This window comes from Arthrobacter sp. Y81 (assembly GCF_002929335.1).
GTDB lineage: Bacteria > Actinomycetota > Actinomycetes > Actinomycetales > Micrococcaceae > Arthrobacter.
Map to the genome: position 1 here is coordinate 38,772 of NZ_PJIL01000004.1, position 15,854 is coordinate 54,625.

Below are 15,854 nucleotides of genomic sequence, written 5' to 3' on the forward strand. Positions count from 1 at the left end.
TTACCGACCGTTCGTTCAGGATATGCGGAAGCCGTGAGATGCGTCAAGGAGGCCGGGCGCGCCGCAGCAGAGGGAACTTCCAAGCGGGCGTTCGTTTTTCAGGGGCGGTGGGCGTCCTGCGGCTGGGTTGTGCGGGCGACGGCCTGGATTCGTTCTGTTGCGGCCCAGCTGGCGAGCAGTCTCAGCCGTTCATCGGAGGGGGATCCGGGCACGGCCGGGTAGACGGTGAGGGTGAAGCCCGGATCCTCAGCGAGCTCCATGGCTTCGTAGGGGAGTTCGAGTTCCCCGACCACCGGGTGGCGGAAGACTTTTGTCCCGGCGTAGTGGCGCCGGACGTTGTTGGCCGCCCAGCGGGTCCGGAATTCCTCGCTGCGCACTGACAGTTCGCCGACGAGGTCGGCCAGGCGCTTGTCGAAGGGGTTGCGCCCGCTCTGCGTCCGCAGGATGGCCACGTTCGTGTTGGCCGCCAGCTCCCAGTTGGGGTAAAAGTCCCGGGCTTTGGAATCGAGGAAGATGAAGCGGGAATGGTTGGCGGGCCGCGCCGGACCGCGGTACATCTCCGAGTACAGGGCGTAGCCGAGCTGGTTGGCCGCCACGATGTCCATGTGGTGGTTGCCGATGAAAGCCGGCGCAGCGGTAATGGCGTCCAGCATGAACTGCAGGGCGGGGCGGACGGTTCCGCTTTGGAGCGGACGGCGCTGGCTCCTGCCGGACGGGCTGGCTGCACGGGCCAGGTTGTAGAGGTGGTCCCGTTCGGCCTCGTCCAGCTTCAGTGCCCTGGCGATGGCGTCGAGGACGCTTTCGGACGTGCCGGCGAGGTTCCCGCGTTCAAGCTTTGTGTAGTAGTCCACGCTGACGCCGGCGAGCATGGCCACCTCTTCACGGCGCAGGCCGGCGACCCGGCGTCGTCCGCCATAGAGCTTGAGCCCGGCCATTTCGGGAGTGATCTTTGCTCGTCTTGAGGCGAGGAACTCGCGCACTGCCATCCTGTTGTCCACTCGTCCACGCTACCGCTCAGGAGCTTCCCTAGGGAGGTACTGCCAGAACCCGGATCAGCAGGGCACTCGCTACGGATGACGTGTCCCTGTTGCATTGAACGTGAACGGGTTATCCCCACAATGCGAACGGAGCCAGCGTGACAGCCATCGACACACCGACGTCCACACCTGCACAGACCGTCGGCCGCCCACTGGCGACGGTCCTCGGCCTGCTGACAATCTTCGGTCCGATCTCCATGGACCTTTACCTGCCGGTTCTGCCGGCGCTCACCGCCGAACTCCAAAGCACGACGTCGGTAGCCCAGCTGACCATCACGGCCTGTCTGCTTGGACTCGCGATAGGGCAGCTCATTGCCGGCCCCCTCTCGGACCGTTTCGGCCGCCGGACGCCGCTGCTCATCGGCGTCATCGCCTACACCGTCACCTCGGCCCTGTGTGCGCTCAGCCCGACCGTCGAGACGCTCATCGCCGCCAGGTTCGTCCAGGGACTCGCGGGCGCAGTAGGCATTGTGATCGCGCAAGCGGCCGGACGGGACGTCTACTCGGGCGGCAAGCTGCTCCGCTACTACGGCCGCCTGACCGTCCTCGGTGGAGTAGCCGCCATCATCGGCCCCGTCATCGGAGGCCAGCTGGCAACGGTCACCGACTGGCGCGGGGTCTTCCTCTTCCTCGCAGCCGTGGGCGTAGCCATCCTCGGAGCATCCCTGGTGATCTTCCGGGAGACGCTGCCGGCAAACCGGCGCACCACCGGAGGCCTCTCCCATACGCTGAGCGACTTCCGCCGCCTGCTCGCCGACCGGGTGTTCGTGGGAGCGGTTCTGATCACCGGCTTCACCTACGCCGCCATCTTCGCCTACCTGAGCGGGGCAACGTACATCCTGCAAGGCGTGTACGGGCTCTCACCCCAGGGCTACTCCTTTGCATTCGGCCTGAACTCGCTGGGCTTCGTGATCTTTGGATTCATCGGCGGCCGCCTGTCCGAACGGTGGTCCGAACGGGGAACCCTCGCAGTGGGACTGGTCATGACCGTTTCAGGCGCCCTCGGCCTCCTCGCCACCGCACTCCTGCACCTGCCGCTCATCGCCATCATCCTGTCCCTGTTCACCATGGTCAGTGGTGTGGCCGTGACCAGTCCCCCGGCCACGTCCCTGGCGCTCAAGGACTATCCCGACATCGCGGGCACAGCCTCCTCACTCCTGGGCCTGGCCCGGTTCGCGTTCGGCGGCCTCGCCGCTCCCCTGGTGGGCATCGGCGGAGCCAGCGACCCGGTGCCGTTCGGCATCGTCGCTGCCGTTGCCGCGGGGGCGGCAGCACTCAGCCTGGGGCTGGTGCGGAGGCAGCACGGAAAGGCAAACCCGAACACGACCGTCAAGGAGAAGTAGCTGTCGGTTCGTTCATACAAGTGGGGGCTCGTCCAAAGGGCGGGCCCCCACTTCCGTTTGTTCCCGCCTGGTTTTAGAGGCGGGTGACGCCGATTGTGTGGTCGGTGGTGAACTCCTCGATGGCCCAGTCGCCGTTAAAGCGACCCAATCCGGAGTTGCGTTGCCCGCCGAAGGCAACGTGGGCTTCATCCTGGATTGTCATCTCGTTGATGAAGGTCATACCGGCCTTGACCTTGTGGGCGAACTGCAGGCCGCGGTCGAGGTTCTGGGTAAAGACCGCGCTGGAAAGACCGTAGGCGTGGTTGTTGGCGAGGTCAAGGGCGTGATCCTCGTCCTCGGCTCTCAGGATGGCGACCATGGGGCCGAAGATCTCCTCGCGGGCGATCTCCATGTCAGGGGTGACATCGGCGAAGACGTGCGGGGGCACGACCCGACCGCTGATCTCGCCTTCGACGACGGTGCGGGCGCCGGCCTCCCGGGCCCATGCGATTTTCTGCTTGAGTCCTGCAAGCTGGGAGTCGTTTACCACAGGGCCCACCAGGGTGCCCTCGGCAGTGGGGTCGCCGTACGAAACGGACGAGGCAGCCTCGGCGAAACGGGAGACGAACTCCTCGTAGACCGGGGCTTCGACGATGATTCGGTTGACGGACATGCAGATCTGGCCGGAGTGCAGGAAAGCGCCCGGGACGGCGGCGGCCACGGCCGCTTCGAGGTTGGCGTCGTCGAGAACCACCAAGGGGGCGTTACCGCCAAGCTCCAGGGCCACTTTCTTCAGGTGTTCGCCGCTGGTGGCCACTGCACCCACGTTCTGTCCAACCGGGGTGGAACCGGTGAAGGAAATCAGTCCCGGCACAGGGTGGGCTACGAAGTCGTCACCGATCTCCGAGCCGGCACCGATGACAGTGGAGAGCACTCCTGCCGGCAGGCCTGCTTCCTCGAAGATCCGTGCCAGGATGAGCGCGCCGGTAACAGGAGTGTCACTGGCCGGTTTGATGACAACGGCGTTACCCAGGGCCAGGGCCGGGGCGACAGACCGCTGGGACAGGTGCAGTGGAAAGTTCCAGGGGCTGATCACGCCCACCACACCGATCGGCTTGCGGTAGACGCGCATCTCTCGGTTGGGGGTGTTGGAGTCAAAGATCCTGCCGTGGACCCGAGTGGGAAATGATGCCGACTCCTGCGTGATTCCGACGGCGAGGGAGACCTCGATGTTGGCCTTCAGGAAGGTGGAACCGGACTCGCGTACCAGCCAGTCCACGATTTCTTCGCGGCGCTCCTCGAGGATCTGCGCGGCACGGCGCATCACCTTCTGGCGCTCGGCCGGCGGCAGGGCGGCCCACCCGGTCTGGGCCGCCTCGGCGGCCCGGTAGGCGTCGTCGACGTCTGCGACGGAAGCCTGACGGATGGTGGTCAGTACGCTGTCGTCGTAGGGGTTGGTCACGGTGAGGGTCTTCGCCGACTGGCCCTCACGCCACTTTCCGGCGATGTATTGCAGGGTAGCGGACTGGCCGGCGAATGTAGCCGGGGCTTCGATGGTGGAGATGGTCATGGGGTGTCGCTCCTGTTCAGGTTATGCGGGAAGTATGGCTGGACTAGTTGGTGTGTTCGCTGGCCAGGACCCGGAGGGAGTCTTCGATCTGCTCGCGGTCGGACCAGCTGCCGTGGAAGCCGAAGGGAATGCGTCCGGGCAGCTTCACCCTGGCGAGCGGGGTGCGGCCGAAATCCGCGGTGTCATAGATGCACAGCTCTGATAGCTCCGTCTGGCGGTTCCACCAGATGGAGAGCAGGTAACCGTCGTCCTCATTCACGGCCCCGGCCCGTGGTACGAAAATCGGCTCGGAGGGATTGGTGAGGTCATCCAGCCCCTCGATGACCGTGACGGTTTCCTTGTCCAGGTCGGTCTTGGCCAGGCCGTCACTCATGGTGTCGGCGTCCCGGCCACGGGTGGTGGCGAAGTAGCCGAATTTGTGTTCCAGGCCGACCTTGTTCGGGTTGATGGCCGGGAATTCACCGGCAATGTGACTGGTGGCCTGGTTGGCCACCCGCCCGGTGGCGGTGTTGACGGTCCAGCGCCACGGGATCGCGTTCATGAACCACTCGTGCGAGTCCACGGGCCGGGTGATACGGTCCGCCGGGGTGCCGAAGCGCTCCTTGATGCGCGGGGCCTCGATGACGATCTCATTGCCTCGCTCGTAGGCATTGAAGAAGTGGGTCGGGAAGAACGTCTCATCGACCCGGTAGGTGCGCACTTCGTGGGTCGTCCGGTGCATCGTCACGATCTCGACGCCGTTGTTCGTTGCGGCGGGATCCCACACCAGGCCCGGCTTGCCCCGGCCGATGTTGGGTGCCAGGAACAGTCCCGGGGTGACGAAGAAGATCGCGTAGTTCTTGCTCACGGCGAAGTCGTGGAACATCGAGGGGGCACTCGTGCTGAAGGCGAAGGTGTCGAGGACCTTGCCGTGCCGGTCTGCCTCGTACCAGGTGACGTTGGTACCCATGTAGGAGTAGAAGAGCATATTGCCGGTGTCCGGGTCGAGCTTGTAGTGGGCGGTGCAGGTGAACGGGACATCGCCGTTGAAGTCATATGTCCCGAACGTTTCCAGAGACTGCGGATTCATCTGGTGCGGCAGGCCGCCCTCGAAGAATACGAGCAGCCGGTCGGCGAGGACGCCGACATTGGTGTTGGGCACGTTCTTCATGGGCGGGGCGCCGGCCGGCAGCGATGGGGCGGTACCGCCGTTGACGAACCCGGAGTAGACCGCCTCCCCCGCCTCCATCTCGACTTTGAGCGCGTCGGTCATGACCCATTTGTTCCGGTAGGCGGCCTTGCCGTCACGCAGATACGTTGCGTAAACCATGCCGTCACCTTCGAACCAGTGGTAGCGGTCCGTGTTGCGCGGCTTGAACTTGGGGTTGGACCCGGTGCGGAACAAGGCTCCGTCCAGGTCATCGGGAATCTTGCCGATGACCTCCAGGTCGAAGGCTTCGGTCTCCTCATGCCAGGGGGTGAAGGGGCCGTTGAGGAACTTGTTGTCTGTCTCCCACATGGTGGTGCCTTTCGGTCTCTGAGTTCTTGGGGTTCTTGGAGTTCTAGGAGTTCTTGGCCGACGAGGGCCAGATGCCGTGGTTGCCCGGCGAGAGCGTTCCGGCGGGGTCCAGCGCGTCCTTGAGGGAGGTGTAGAGCCGGTTCAGGGCGTGGTCGTTGAAGTCGAAGTTCCCTGCCACGTGCTCGATCAGCGAGGGGTGGGCGCGGTATTCGCTCCAGCCCCATTCGGCGGCCTTTTCACACATGAGGTCGACGGCGGCGTGCGCGGCTGCCGCTTCGGAGGGGTCGTTCACGTCGAAGAAGACCATGCAGGCGCCCACGAGACTGCGCGTGTTGGCGATCCAGCCGAAGCCCGCCACCAGTCCGGCTGCTTCGAGGATGGTGCGGACCATGAGCTCGTGCTTGGCCGCGGATTCGCCGTCGAACGGGATCGCGGGCGAGAAGTCGATGTGGCCCACGTTTTCGCCGATGTGCTTCTTCATCATGTCCAGCAGGAACATGTTAGGGATGCCGGCCGGGACCAGGTCCAGCGGGTGCACTTCTTCCGGGCTGACATCGCCGCGGTAGGACCGTAGGTCCACGGTGACGCCGGGAAGGTGGGCGACGGCGTCGGTGACAATGCGGCGCCGTGCCTCCACAATGGCTTCGTGGCCGTAGAAGGCGATGCGGGCGTGCCAGCGTCCCGGGGGCAGCGTCGCGGACAGCTTCGCCGCCTTCGACATCCCGGCGGTGTCCTGCATCGGGTTGGCCCGGCCGTCCTCGGGTTCCGGTGAGCTGGTGATCAGCGGCAGGCCTTGGATGGTGCCGTCCAGCACCAGAGGGCGGAGCGCGTCGATCAGCGGAGCGATGTCCTCGTCGTTGTGGCAGATGACCGCCCCGGTGGTGAACACCTCGGGTTCAGGCATGAGCCAGACGCCCATCTTGGACACGATGCCGAAGTTGGACTGCATGAACAGGCTGTCCAGGGACGGGCCAAAGCCGCGCTTGTGCCGCTGCCACATGGGGCTATTGCTCATTGCGCCGAGGCCGGTACGGACCACTTCGCCGGAGGCGAGGACCACCTCCATGCCGCAGACGGCACTTGCGTGGTCGCCGTTGACGGTGTAGCCGTAGCCGTGGTCCAGGGTGTTGCCGACGATGCTGCCCCAGCCGAGGTCCGGGACCGAAATCCAGAGCTTCAGCCCGCGGGCCTTGATCTCGTTGTAGAGGTCGAAGAAGCTGACTCCGGGCTCGAGCAGGGCGTAGCCGGCGGCTTCATTGATTTCCAGAATCCTGTTCATCCGGCGCAGGCTCAGCACGACGGAGCCGTTGACCACCGGTGCGGAGCCGCCGTAGCCGTAGTTGCGTCCGGTGGAGGAGGTCCAGAGCTGTATCTGCAGTTCGTTGGCGATCCGGACCACGGCCTGTATTTCTTCAACGGTGGAGGGCTGGACCACAAATGAGGGCTGGTAGTCCGTGGCGTCGTCGCCCTCGTAGGGGTCGCGGAAGTCCTTGACCTGGCTTTCATCCAGCAGGACGGCGTCGGCCCCGAGGACCTCGGTCATCCGTGCAATGGCCTCAGTCAGGACCGACGATGAGTCTTTGAGTTCAGCGGTGGTTGTCATGTGCTGTGTCACGCTCCGTTGCTTGACGGGTGTTCAACTCCGAACACCGATTGGTTCAAGTGTGGTGTGGGGCACAGGGTTGGTTCTTGGTGCCGGACGGCAAGAAAAGCCGTTCCGTATGGCGCCCGGGAGCAAAGACCGTGCGAGCATCCCTATACTTGGCTTCCGGTAGGCAAGACCAAAGGGGGTTTATAGCAGTGATGAACTGGCTGGAGAGCCTCCACCCGCCGGCGGACCGCGCCGGCGACGGTCCGGCGTCGGATCCAGAGATCATTGCCAGCGCCGAGGCGGAAATCGGCGCGCCAGCCACGGCCTGGGCTGTCGAGACTGCCGCGGAGATAGTCCGCCAGGTGGATGAGGACTTCAGCCTCGCCGGGACGCCCGGCATGATGACAGGCACCGAGCGGGAGGGCTGTGAAGCGTCCCTCCTCACGACCTTGATCGGTTTGCACCGCGGCACCGCGGCGGCGGACATTGTGGCCCCTCGCGGTGCACAGGAGAACGTCCGGTTGTCCGTGCGGCAGGGCGTCCCGATCGGTTCCGTGCTGCGCACCGTCTGGGCCTGCCACACCCGAGTCCAGGATGCGCTGCTCGCCGTCATCGAGCAGGAAGTCCCTCCCGATCGCATGGTCGCTGAAGTGCGCGAGCTCAACGCGGCGCTTTTTGCATACGTGAATTCCTACGTCGTCGACCTCATGCACGGTTACGAGGACGAGCTCACCCTGTGGCATGGCAGGCTGCCCGCCGAGCGGCTGAGGGTCATCACCGCAATCCTCGACGGCGAAGAGCCGGGCGAAGACGCCGAACGCATTCTGGGGCTCAGGCTCGGCAGGCACCATCTGGTCGCCCTGGCGTGGCCCGCCACCACCGGGCACATCCCGGACCGTGAGGCGGCGCGTCAGCGATTCGGCACGGACGCGGCAAAGGCGCTCGGCGCCGCCGGCTTTTTGACCTTCGACTACCAGGGCACCACGCTCTTCTGGTGGGCGTTCAACACCCGCCCGGACCCTTCTGTGGCAGGTGGGCTACGTGCTGTGCCACGTGCCGACTGGATCCACGTCGCTGCCGGACGGCCCGGTTCCGGGCTAGCCGGTCTACGGTACAGCTACTTAGAGGCCCAGCAGGCTGCCCGGGTCGCACGCCTTTCGCCACGGCAGAAATTCTGGGACTACGACGAAGCCGGCATGCTGGCGCTGCTCCTTGCCGACCCGGAGGGAGCTGCCAGGTTCGTCCAGGTCCAGCTCGATGGGCTGCTGGGTCCGGACCAGAAACTGACCGACATCCGCGACACCCTCCGGCACTTCCTGCTGGCCGGAAGCAGCCGCCTCGCCGCAGCCCAAGCCCTGCATCTGGCCACCAACACCGTGGCGTACCGGGTCAAACGCGCCGTCGAGCTCCTCGGCCGGCCCATCAACGAGAACCAGGCGGGGACCCTGGCGGCACTGGAGATGGCGCACACCTTCCCACATCTCACGGACGCGCAGGCCCCTTATGCGAGGCGGAACTTCACCCGTCAACACCAGAAGGAATCTCACTGACGTTGGGGGCTAGCCCAGGCGTGCCTTGAGATTATCGTCCAGTGCTGCGAGGAACTCCTCTGTGGTGAGCCATTCCTGGTCCGGTCCCACCAAAAGGGCCAGATCCTTGGTCATCTGGCCGGCTTCGACCGTCTTGATGACGACGTCTTCGAGAGTGACGGCAAAGTCAATGACGGCAGGCGTGTTGTCCAATTTGCCGCGGTGCATGATTCCCCTGGTCCACGCGAAAATCGAGGCTATCGGGTTGGTGGAGGTCGGCTTGCCCTGCTGGTGCTGGCGGTAGTGGCGCGTCACGGTACCGTGGGCGGCTTCAGCCTCGACGGTTTTGCCGTCCGGGGTCATCAGCACGGAGGTCATGAGGCCGAGCGAGCCGTAGCCCTGGGCGATGGTGTCGGACTGGACGTCGCCGTCGTAGTTTTTGCAGGCCCAGACGTAGCCGCCTTCCCACTTCATCGCCGATGCCACCATGTCATCGATCAGCCGGTGCTCGTAGGTCAGGCCTGCCGCTTCGAACCGGTCCTTGAACTCGGCGTCGAATACTTCCTGGAAGAGGTCCTTGAACTGGCCATCGTAGGCCTTCAGGATGGTGTTCTTGGTGGAGAGGTACACCGGGTAGTTCCGCTGCAGCCCGTACGCGAAGGAAGCGCGGGCGAAATCCCGGATGGAGTCGTTGAAGTTGTACATGCCCATGGCCACCCCTCCCCCGTCCGGGTAGGTCACCACCGTCTGTTTGATCTCTTCGCCTCCGTCGGAGGGGGTGAAGGTCATGGTCAGCGTGCCAGGACCCGGGACCTTGAAGTTGGTCGCCATGTACTGGTCGCCGAAGGCGTGGCGGCCGATGATGATCGGCTTGTTCCAGCCCGGAACCAGGCGCGGGATGTTGGAAATGATGATGGGCTCGCGGAAGACGACGCCGCCCAGGATGTTGCGGACGGTTCCGTTCGGGGACGGCCACATCTTTTTCAGGCCGAATTCCTCGACCCGGGCCTCGTCAGGGGTTATCGTGGCGCACTTTACGCCGACGTTGAATTCCTTGATCGCGTTCGCGGCGTCGATCGTGACCCGGTCATCGGTAGCGTCACGGTTCTGGAGGGACAAATCGAAGTACCTCAGGTCCACATCCAGATACGGGACGATCAGGCGGTCCTTGATGAACTGCCAGATGATGCGGGTCATCTCGTCGCCGTCAAGCTCCACAATGGAGCCAACGACCTTGATCTTTTCGTTCATGCGGTCTCCTTGATTTCATGGGCACAATGACCCACCGAAGGTGGTCTGATATTCGAACCCTGGGCGGCGCCCGGTGGACGGAGGCTTTCGCGAGCCGGGCGCCGCCCCTGGCACCTATCGGGAGCTGACGCGCGGCGTGCCCCGGCGGGCAGCGAAGCGGTTTTTGAGATGTTGCAGCTCGGCCGCCAGTTCGCGGGGCAGCGAATCACCGAACCGGGCGTACCACTGATCGATGCTGTCGATTTCCTGGGCCCATTCCTGTGAATCGACCGCCAGGGCGGCACTGAGGTGTCCGGGGGTGACGTCGAGGCCTTCGATGTCGAGGGACTCCGGCGCGGGGACGAAGCCGATGGGGGTTTCGATGGCAGCCGCTGTCCCCTCGAGGCGTTCGATGGCCCATTTCAGGACGCGGGAGTTGTCTCCGAACCCGGGCCAGAGGAAACTCCCGTCGCTGCCGCGGCGGAACCAGTTGACCAGGAAGATCCGGGGCAGTCGGGCAGGGTTGGCCGTCCGGCCGGTCTCCAGCCAGTGGTTGAGGTAGTCCCCTGCGTCGTAGCCGATGAAGGGAAGCATGGCCATCGGATCGCGGCGGACGACCCCGACCTGGCCGGCGGCTGCCGCCGTCGTCTCGGAAGACAGCGTTGATCCCATGAAGACACCGCCCGCCCAGTCCCTGGACTCGGTGACCAGAGGGATGGTTGTCTTCCTGCGGCCACCGAAGAATATGGCCGAGAGCGGCACACCCTCGGGCTGGTAGTATTCCTCGGCCAGGATGCCGACCTGGCTGATGGGCGTACAGAAGCGTGAGTTGGGATGGGCCGCGGGCCGGCCGGAGGCCGGGGTCCAGTCCTGGCCTGTCCAGTCGGTCAGGTGCTCGGGGATGTCCTGGGTCATCCCTTCCCACCAGACGCCGCCGTCATCGGTGAGGGCCACGTTGGTGAAAATGGTGTTGCCCTTGGCGATAGCGTCCATGGCGTTGGGGTTGGTCTGCCATCCGGTGCCGGGTGCCACGCCGAAGAGGCCCGCCTCCGGGTTGGTGGCCCGCAGTTCCCCGTCCTTGCCCGGACGTATCCAGGCGATGTCATCCCCGAGGGTTTCCACCGTCCAGCCCTCCACGGTGGGGTTCAGCAGGGCGAGGTTGGTTTTACCGCAGGCCGAAGGGAACGCCGCGCTGACGTAGTAGGTCTTTTGTTCCGGGCTGGTGAGTTTGAGGATGAGCATGTGTTCCGCGAGCCAGCCCTCCTGCCGGGACATCGCGGACGCAATGCGCAGTGAGTAGCACTTCTTGCCCAGCAGCGCGTTGCCTCCGTACCCGGAGCCGTAGGACCAGATGGATTTCTCCTCCGGGAAGTGCACGATCCATTTCTCGTCGTTGCAGGGCCAAGTGACGTCCTGCTGGCCTGGTTCCAGCGGTGCACCGACGGAGTGCAGCGCAGGGACGAAGTCCGCGTCCAGCTCCACCATTTTGGCCAGGACGTCGGACCCGGTGTGGGCCATGATGCGCATCGACGCCACGACGTAGGCGCTGTCAGTGATCTCAACCCCGAATTTGGGGTCCTCCGCGTCGAGGTGGCCCATCACGAACGGGATTACGTACATGGTGCGCCCGCGCATGGCGCCGGCGAAGAGCCCCTGCAGCTTCTCCTTCATCTGCGCGGGCTCCATCCAGTTGTTGGTGAAGCCCGAGTCCCGTTCGTCTTCGGAGCAGATGAAGGTCCGCTCTTCGACGCGGGCGACGTCCTTGGGGTCGGAGAAAGCGGCAAAGGAGTTCGGGAACTTGGCCTCGGCCAGGCGCGTCAGCGTGCCGGCTGCGACGAGTCCGTCGGTGAGCGCACGGTATTCGGCCTCGGATCCGTCGACCCAGTGGATACGGGCCGGTCCGGTCAGGGCGGCTACCTCCCCGACCCAGTCCAGAAGCCGATCAGAAGCAACGGGGGCAGTGTCCAGGAGGCTGGAGTGTGTGGTGTTGTGCACGGTTTTCTTCCTTCCCCCGCACTGACGGCGGGCGGGGCGGTCCTAGAAAAGTCATGGAAATTGTTCGCAAAGCCTCGGCCAGGGCTGACAGGAATCAGCAGCGGCCGTCCGCGCACCAATAGAGGAATCGGGCGGATGCTTTACTATTTGATGGATACATCATCTAATATAACAGTCAATCAATGATGCGGGTCGCCCTGCCGTCACCGCGACCCCCTTGGACCAACAACTTTGCGAGGATGCCACATGACCGCCCTGCACTCGATTCCACTCACCCTCATCGACGGAACGGACACTGACTTCGGCCGCTTCAAGGGGGAGGTGGTGCTGGTGGTGAACGTCGCGTCCCAGTGCGGGTTCACGCCGCAGTACGCGGGGCTTGAGGCGCTGCACAACAAGTTCCGCGAGCAGGGCTTCGCGGTGCTGGGCGTCCCGTGCAACCAGTTTGCCGGGCAGGAGCCGGGGGCCGACGCCGAGATCGCCGAGTTCTGCGAACGAAACTTCGGCGTGACGTTCCCGCTGACCACCAAGGCAGACGTCCAGGGTGAGAACCAGCACCCGCTCTATGCGGAACTGACCAAGTTCAAGACCGGCGAACTTCCGGACCTGGTGCAGTGGAATTTCGAGAAGTTCCTGGTGGACCGCGACGGCGCGGTCATGGCGCGTTTTTCCCCCGGTTTGGCGCCGGACTCGCCCGAGATCATCGAGGCCGTCCAGTCAGCCCTTGCCTGATCCTGACGCAGGGCCAAGGGCGGGCCGTCACCGGCAGGGATGCTGCCGGCAGGTAATTAGGGCCTCGCTGTCAGGCTTTCGGCATAGGGCAGGACGGTCCTCAAGTCCGGGGCGCCGGTTTCCAGGCGCGCCCGGGCGAGGGCGATGACGTCCAGGTCGGTGTTTTCGGCAAGGCGGACGACGGGGTGACCGTTGGGCAGCAGGCGCCACCGCGCCACGGGGAGGTTCCGGACCAGGACGGTGCCGACGAAAAGCCCGGTTTCAACCCTGAGCCGCCATGGCGCCGGCCGGTTCCTGTCCGGCCCGGCGAGGAGTCCTTCGAGTACCTCGATCCCCGACGCGGCGTCAGCGAGCGTTGCGCCGCGGGCTGCGGTCCATTGACGGAGGCTGCTGCACTGCCCCAGATGGGCAGTGAGCTGTTTCTCCGCGGCAGCGGTGCCGAGCGCCGGTTCCCTGGTGAAGAAGATTGCATAGTCCCGGGGGGTGCCGGTACCAGGGTTGTGCCGGGAAAAATCCGCGGGCTGTCCGCTCATATCCTGAGGCCTCCCGTTACCACCCGGGTGAGGGGAATCCCCGCCTGGAGTTCCTGTCCGTTGAGGGAGCTGTAGGCGGTGATGCGGCGATCCTCCCCCAGACCGGCCAGGGAAGCCCGAGGGAAGAGGGCCGTGACGGAGGCCCCCGCGCAGGACGCGCCGCCGCGGGGATGCACTGTGCGGGTGGCGGTCCCGAAATCGTAGGTGGACAGGCCGGTGACGCGCCCGTCCCGGAGGCTGACTGTGAGGTGCCGGATCGTGGTCCGGTCCGCGTCGCCGGCACGGAGCCCGACCAGGTAGCTTCCCCTGCCTGGCGGCCTGTTCAGTTCGAATTCCACGCGCACGTCCGGGCCGGAGGAGTCCACCGAGACCCCGGCAATGAGCGGAGCCGGAGGCACGGGGGCGGGAACGGGCGCTGGCCGCTCGACCCGCGACTCCGTCCGCGGGTCCCTCATGGCCGGGCCTTTGCGGTCCGGCGGGCCGTGGCCGCCGCCGTGGTCATTGTCGCGCAGGGCATGCGGTGCCCCTTTCCCCGGTCGGGCAAAGTGGCTGCCGATGCCCTTGGCCGGTGTGGAGTGTCCGTCCGGTCCGCGGAAACCCGGGCCTGACAGGGACGGAATGTTCCGGCCCCTGTTATATTGGATGATGGATCTATAAAATAGTCAAGCAAGTGCAGATTGTGATTGGCCGGGAGGCAGGCATGGAAGAGTTCTCGGATTTCCGGGCGCCGTTGTACGAGGTGAAGGCCAACCTTTTCAAAGGCCTGGCGCATCCCGTGCGGATCAGGGTGCTGGAGCTGTTGTGCGAGGCGCCGGAGGTGTCCGTGACGGATCTTCTCGCCGCCACAGGCCTGGAGGCCTCGCATCTGTCCCAGCACCTGTCGGTGCTGCGCCGCTACCACCTGGTGAAGGGCGAACGCAGGGCACTGCAGATGTTCTATTCGCTGGCGTACCCGCAGGTCGCTGACCTGCTGTCCGTGGCACGTCTGCTGCTCAACGACATTCTGCACACCACGCGCGAGCACCTCGAACATTCGGCGGCCACGTCCCCCCTGGCTGCGGCCGCAGACAGCTCACAATGAAGGCCCTGACCGCGGCCCGGGCGCTCCTGCCCGGCCGGAGGGACTATGCAGACCTGCCCCGCACCTGGAAAGGGGACCTCATCGCCGGGGTCACCGTCGGCATCGTCGCCCTCCCGCTGGCCCTGGCCTTCGGGGTCAGCTCCGGCGCCGGAGCGGCCAGCGGACTGATTACCGCCGTCATCGCCGGCATCGTAGCCGCTGTCTTCGGCGGCTCCAACATCCAGGTTTCCGGCCCGACCGGGGCGATGGTGGTCGTCCTGGGTCCCGTCATCGCCGCACACGGCCCCGGGGCCCTGGCCGCGGTGGCCGTCCTCGCCGGGGTCATCGTCGTCGCCGCCGGTGTCCTCAAGCTCGGCCGGGTCGTGACCCTGCTTCCCTGGCCGGTGATCGAGGGATTCACCCTCGGGATCGCCCTGATCATCTTCCTCCAGCAGGTCCCGGCCGCCTTCGGCGTCAAAGCCGGACCGAACAGCAACGCCGCCGTCTCTGCCGTGCAGGGACTCGCCACGGCGTCCCCCGCCGCCCTCCTGGCCCCGCTGGCACTGGTGGCACTGGTCGCCGTCATCATGATCGCCGCACCCCGGATACACCCACAGATCCCCGGTTCCCTCATCGCCATCATCATCGCCAGCATCGCAGCCCAGGTGCTGGACCTGCCGGTGGCCCGGATCGGCGCCCTGCCCGACTCCCTGCCGGCCCCGGTCATCCCCTCCCTGGACTGGGGCACCGTTGCTGCCCTGGCCGCGCCGGCCGCGACCATCGCCGCCCTCGCCGCGATCGAGTCACTGCTTTCGGCCCGGGTTGCCGCGTCAATCTCCGACACCGGCCCCTACGACGCCGACCGTGAACTCCTGGGCCAGGGCCTGGCCTCCGTCTGCTCCGGGTTCTTCGGCGGCATGCCTGCCACCGGCGCCATCGCCCGCACCGCCGTGAACATCCGCTCCGGCGGCCGGACCCGGCTCGCCGCCGTCACGCACGCCCTGGTGCTGCTGGGCGTCGTGTACCTGGCCACCGGCCCGGTCTCCCGGATCCCGCTCGCCGCCCTCGCCGGTGTCCTGATGGTCACCGCCACCCGTATGGTCTCCCTGGCCACCCTGCGCAGCGTCATCGGCTCGACCCGGGCCGACACGGTCGTTTTCTTCGTCACGGCCCTGATCACCGTATCCTTCGACCTGATCCAGGCCGTCGCCATCGGCATCGCCGTCGCGTCCTTCTTCGCCCTGCGCACCCTGGTCAAGTCCAGCGGGGTGCACCGCGAAGAGATCCCCGGCCCGATTCAGGAAGGCGACGAACACATCGCCGTGTTCCGGCTCGACGGGGCCCTGTTCTTCGCCGCGGCCGAACGCGTCCTGGACCGGGTCAGCGCGATCCGCAACGTCGATGTGGTCATCATCCGCATGTCCCAGCTCCAGGTGCTCGACGCAACCGGTGCCCGGGTCATCACCGACATCGTCAACGCCCTCGAACGCCGCGGTATCACCGTGCTGATCAAAGGCATCCAGGAACGCCACCTGGCCCTGGTCACCAAGGTAGGTGTGCTGGAATCCCTGCGCCACCACAAACACCTGTTCGATGATCTGCCGCCCGCCGTGGAACACGCCCGCAGCCACGTCGCCCGCGCCAGGGCTGCCCGTAGCGCAGAAAATCCCGCACAGGACAAGGCGCCCGACGCCGGCCAAGACCCCGCCCGTGGCCGGGGCGCGGCAGCCACTCCCGGCCGCACCACGGACCGATGA

The 15,854-nt window shown here is 65.7% G+C and carries 13 protein-coding genes; 5 read left to right on the forward strand and 8 right to left on the reverse strand.

Going from position 1 to position 15,854, the window contains the following annotated elements; translation table 11 throughout:
- Positions 1 to 98: 98 nt before the first annotated feature.
- Positions 99 to 998, reverse strand: a complete 900-nt coding sequence (locus CXQ91_RS07140) for a helix-turn-helix transcriptional regulator (protein WP_181038818.1) — start codon at positions 996 to 998, stop codon at positions 99 to 101.
- Between the two features lie 137 nt (positions 999 to 1,135).
- Here CXQ91_RS07140 and CXQ91_RS07145 point away from each other — a divergent pair, with 137 nt between their 5' ends.
- Positions 1,136 to 2,380 (forward strand): multidrug effflux MFS transporter, encoded by a 1,245-nt coding sequence (locus tag CXQ91_RS07145; protein WP_374953639.1) that lies wholly within the window; start codon positions 1,136 to 1,138, stop codon positions 2,378 to 2,380.
- Positions 2,381 to 2,453: 73 nt separating this feature from the next.
- Here CXQ91_RS07145 and CXQ91_RS07150 read toward each other — a convergent pair whose 3' ends face one another.
- From CXQ91_RS07150 to CXQ91_RS07160, 3 genes are read right to left on the reverse strand one after another with little or no spacing between them, the layout of a single operon-like run.
- On the reverse strand, positions 2,454 to 3,929 hold the full coding sequence (locus CXQ91_RS07150) for an aldehyde dehydrogenase family protein (RefSeq protein WP_104173235.1): 1,476 nt from the start codon (positions 3,927 to 3,929) through the stop codon (positions 2,454 to 2,456).
- Positions 3,930 to 3,972: 43 nt separating this feature from the next.
- A complete protein-coding gene (locus CXQ91_RS07155) occupies positions 3,973 to 5,427 on the reverse strand; it encodes a carotenoid oxygenase family protein (RefSeq protein ID WP_104173236.1) in 1,455 nt (484 codons plus the stop codon).
- A gap of 43 nt (positions 5,428 to 5,470) precedes the next feature.
- Positions 5,471 to 7,030 (reverse strand): FAD-binding oxidoreductase, encoded by a 1,560-nt coding sequence (locus CXQ91_RS07160; protein WP_104173237.1) that lies wholly within the window; start codon positions 7,028 to 7,030, stop codon positions 5,471 to 5,473.
- 200 nt (positions 7,031 to 7,230) lie between these two features.
- On the opposite strand from CXQ91_RS07160, the gene CXQ91_RS07165 reads away from it, so the two are divergent.
- Complete coding sequence (locus CXQ91_RS07165; protein ID WP_104173238.1) at positions 7,231 to 8,568, forward strand: helix-turn-helix domain-containing protein; 1,338 nt, start codon at positions 7,231 to 7,233, stop codon at positions 8,566 to 8,568.
- Positions 8,569 to 8,577: 9 nt separating this feature from the next.
- On the opposite strand, the gene CXQ91_RS07170 is transcribed toward CXQ91_RS07165, so the two are convergent.
- On the reverse strand, positions 8,578 to 9,798 hold the full coding sequence (locus CXQ91_RS07170; RefSeq protein WP_104173239.1) for an NADP-dependent isocitrate dehydrogenase: 1,221 nt from the start codon (positions 9,796 to 9,798) through the stop codon (positions 8,578 to 8,580).
- 114 nt (positions 9,799 to 9,912) lie between these two features.
- Positions 9,913 to 11,772, reverse strand: coding sequence for a phosphoenolpyruvate carboxykinase (GTP) (locus CXQ91_RS07175; RefSeq protein WP_104173240.1), 1,860 nt, complete (start codon positions 11,770 to 11,772; stop codon positions 9,913 to 9,915).
- 246 nt (positions 11,773 to 12,018) lie between these two features.
- Here CXQ91_RS07175 and CXQ91_RS07180 point away from each other — a divergent pair, with 246 nt between their 5' ends.
- Positions 12,019 to 12,504 carry a glutathione peroxidase gene (locus CXQ91_RS07180; protein WP_104173241.1) on the forward strand — a complete coding sequence of 162 codons (486 nt, stop codon included), beginning with the start codon at positions 12,019 to 12,021 and terminating at the stop codon, positions 12,502 to 12,504.
- Positions 12,505 to 12,560: 56 nt separating this feature from the next.
- On the opposite strand, the gene CXQ91_RS07185 is transcribed toward CXQ91_RS07180, so the two are convergent.
- Together CXQ91_RS07185 and CXQ91_RS07190 are read right to left on the reverse strand one after the other, a co-directional pair.
- Positions 12,561 to 13,037: a DUF6278 family protein gene (locus CXQ91_RS07185; protein WP_104173242.1), complete on the reverse strand. Its 477-nt coding sequence runs from the start codon at positions 13,035 to 13,037 to the stop codon at positions 12,561 to 12,563.
- Positions 13,034 to 13,492, reverse strand: a complete 459-nt coding sequence (locus CXQ91_RS07190; RefSeq protein WP_104173243.1) for a hypothetical protein — start codon at positions 13,490 to 13,492, stop codon at positions 13,034 to 13,036. The genes CXQ91_RS07185 and CXQ91_RS07190 overlap by 4 nt, the downstream gene beginning before the upstream one ends.
- Before the next feature lie 245 nt (positions 13,493 to 13,737).
- Here CXQ91_RS07190 and CXQ91_RS07195 point away from each other — a divergent pair, with 245 nt between their 5' ends.
- Positions 13,738 to 14,118: a metalloregulator ArsR/SmtB family transcription factor gene (locus CXQ91_RS07195; RefSeq protein WP_104173435.1), complete on the forward strand. Its 381-nt coding sequence runs from the start codon at positions 13,738 to 13,740 to the stop codon at positions 14,116 to 14,118.
- Positions 14,115 to 15,854 (forward strand): SulP family inorganic anion transporter, encoded by a 1,740-nt coding sequence (locus tag CXQ91_RS07200; RefSeq protein WP_104173244.1) that lies wholly within the window; start codon positions 14,115 to 14,117, stop codon positions 15,852 to 15,854. Before CXQ91_RS07195 ends, CXQ91_RS07200 begins: the two co-directional genes overlap by 4 nt.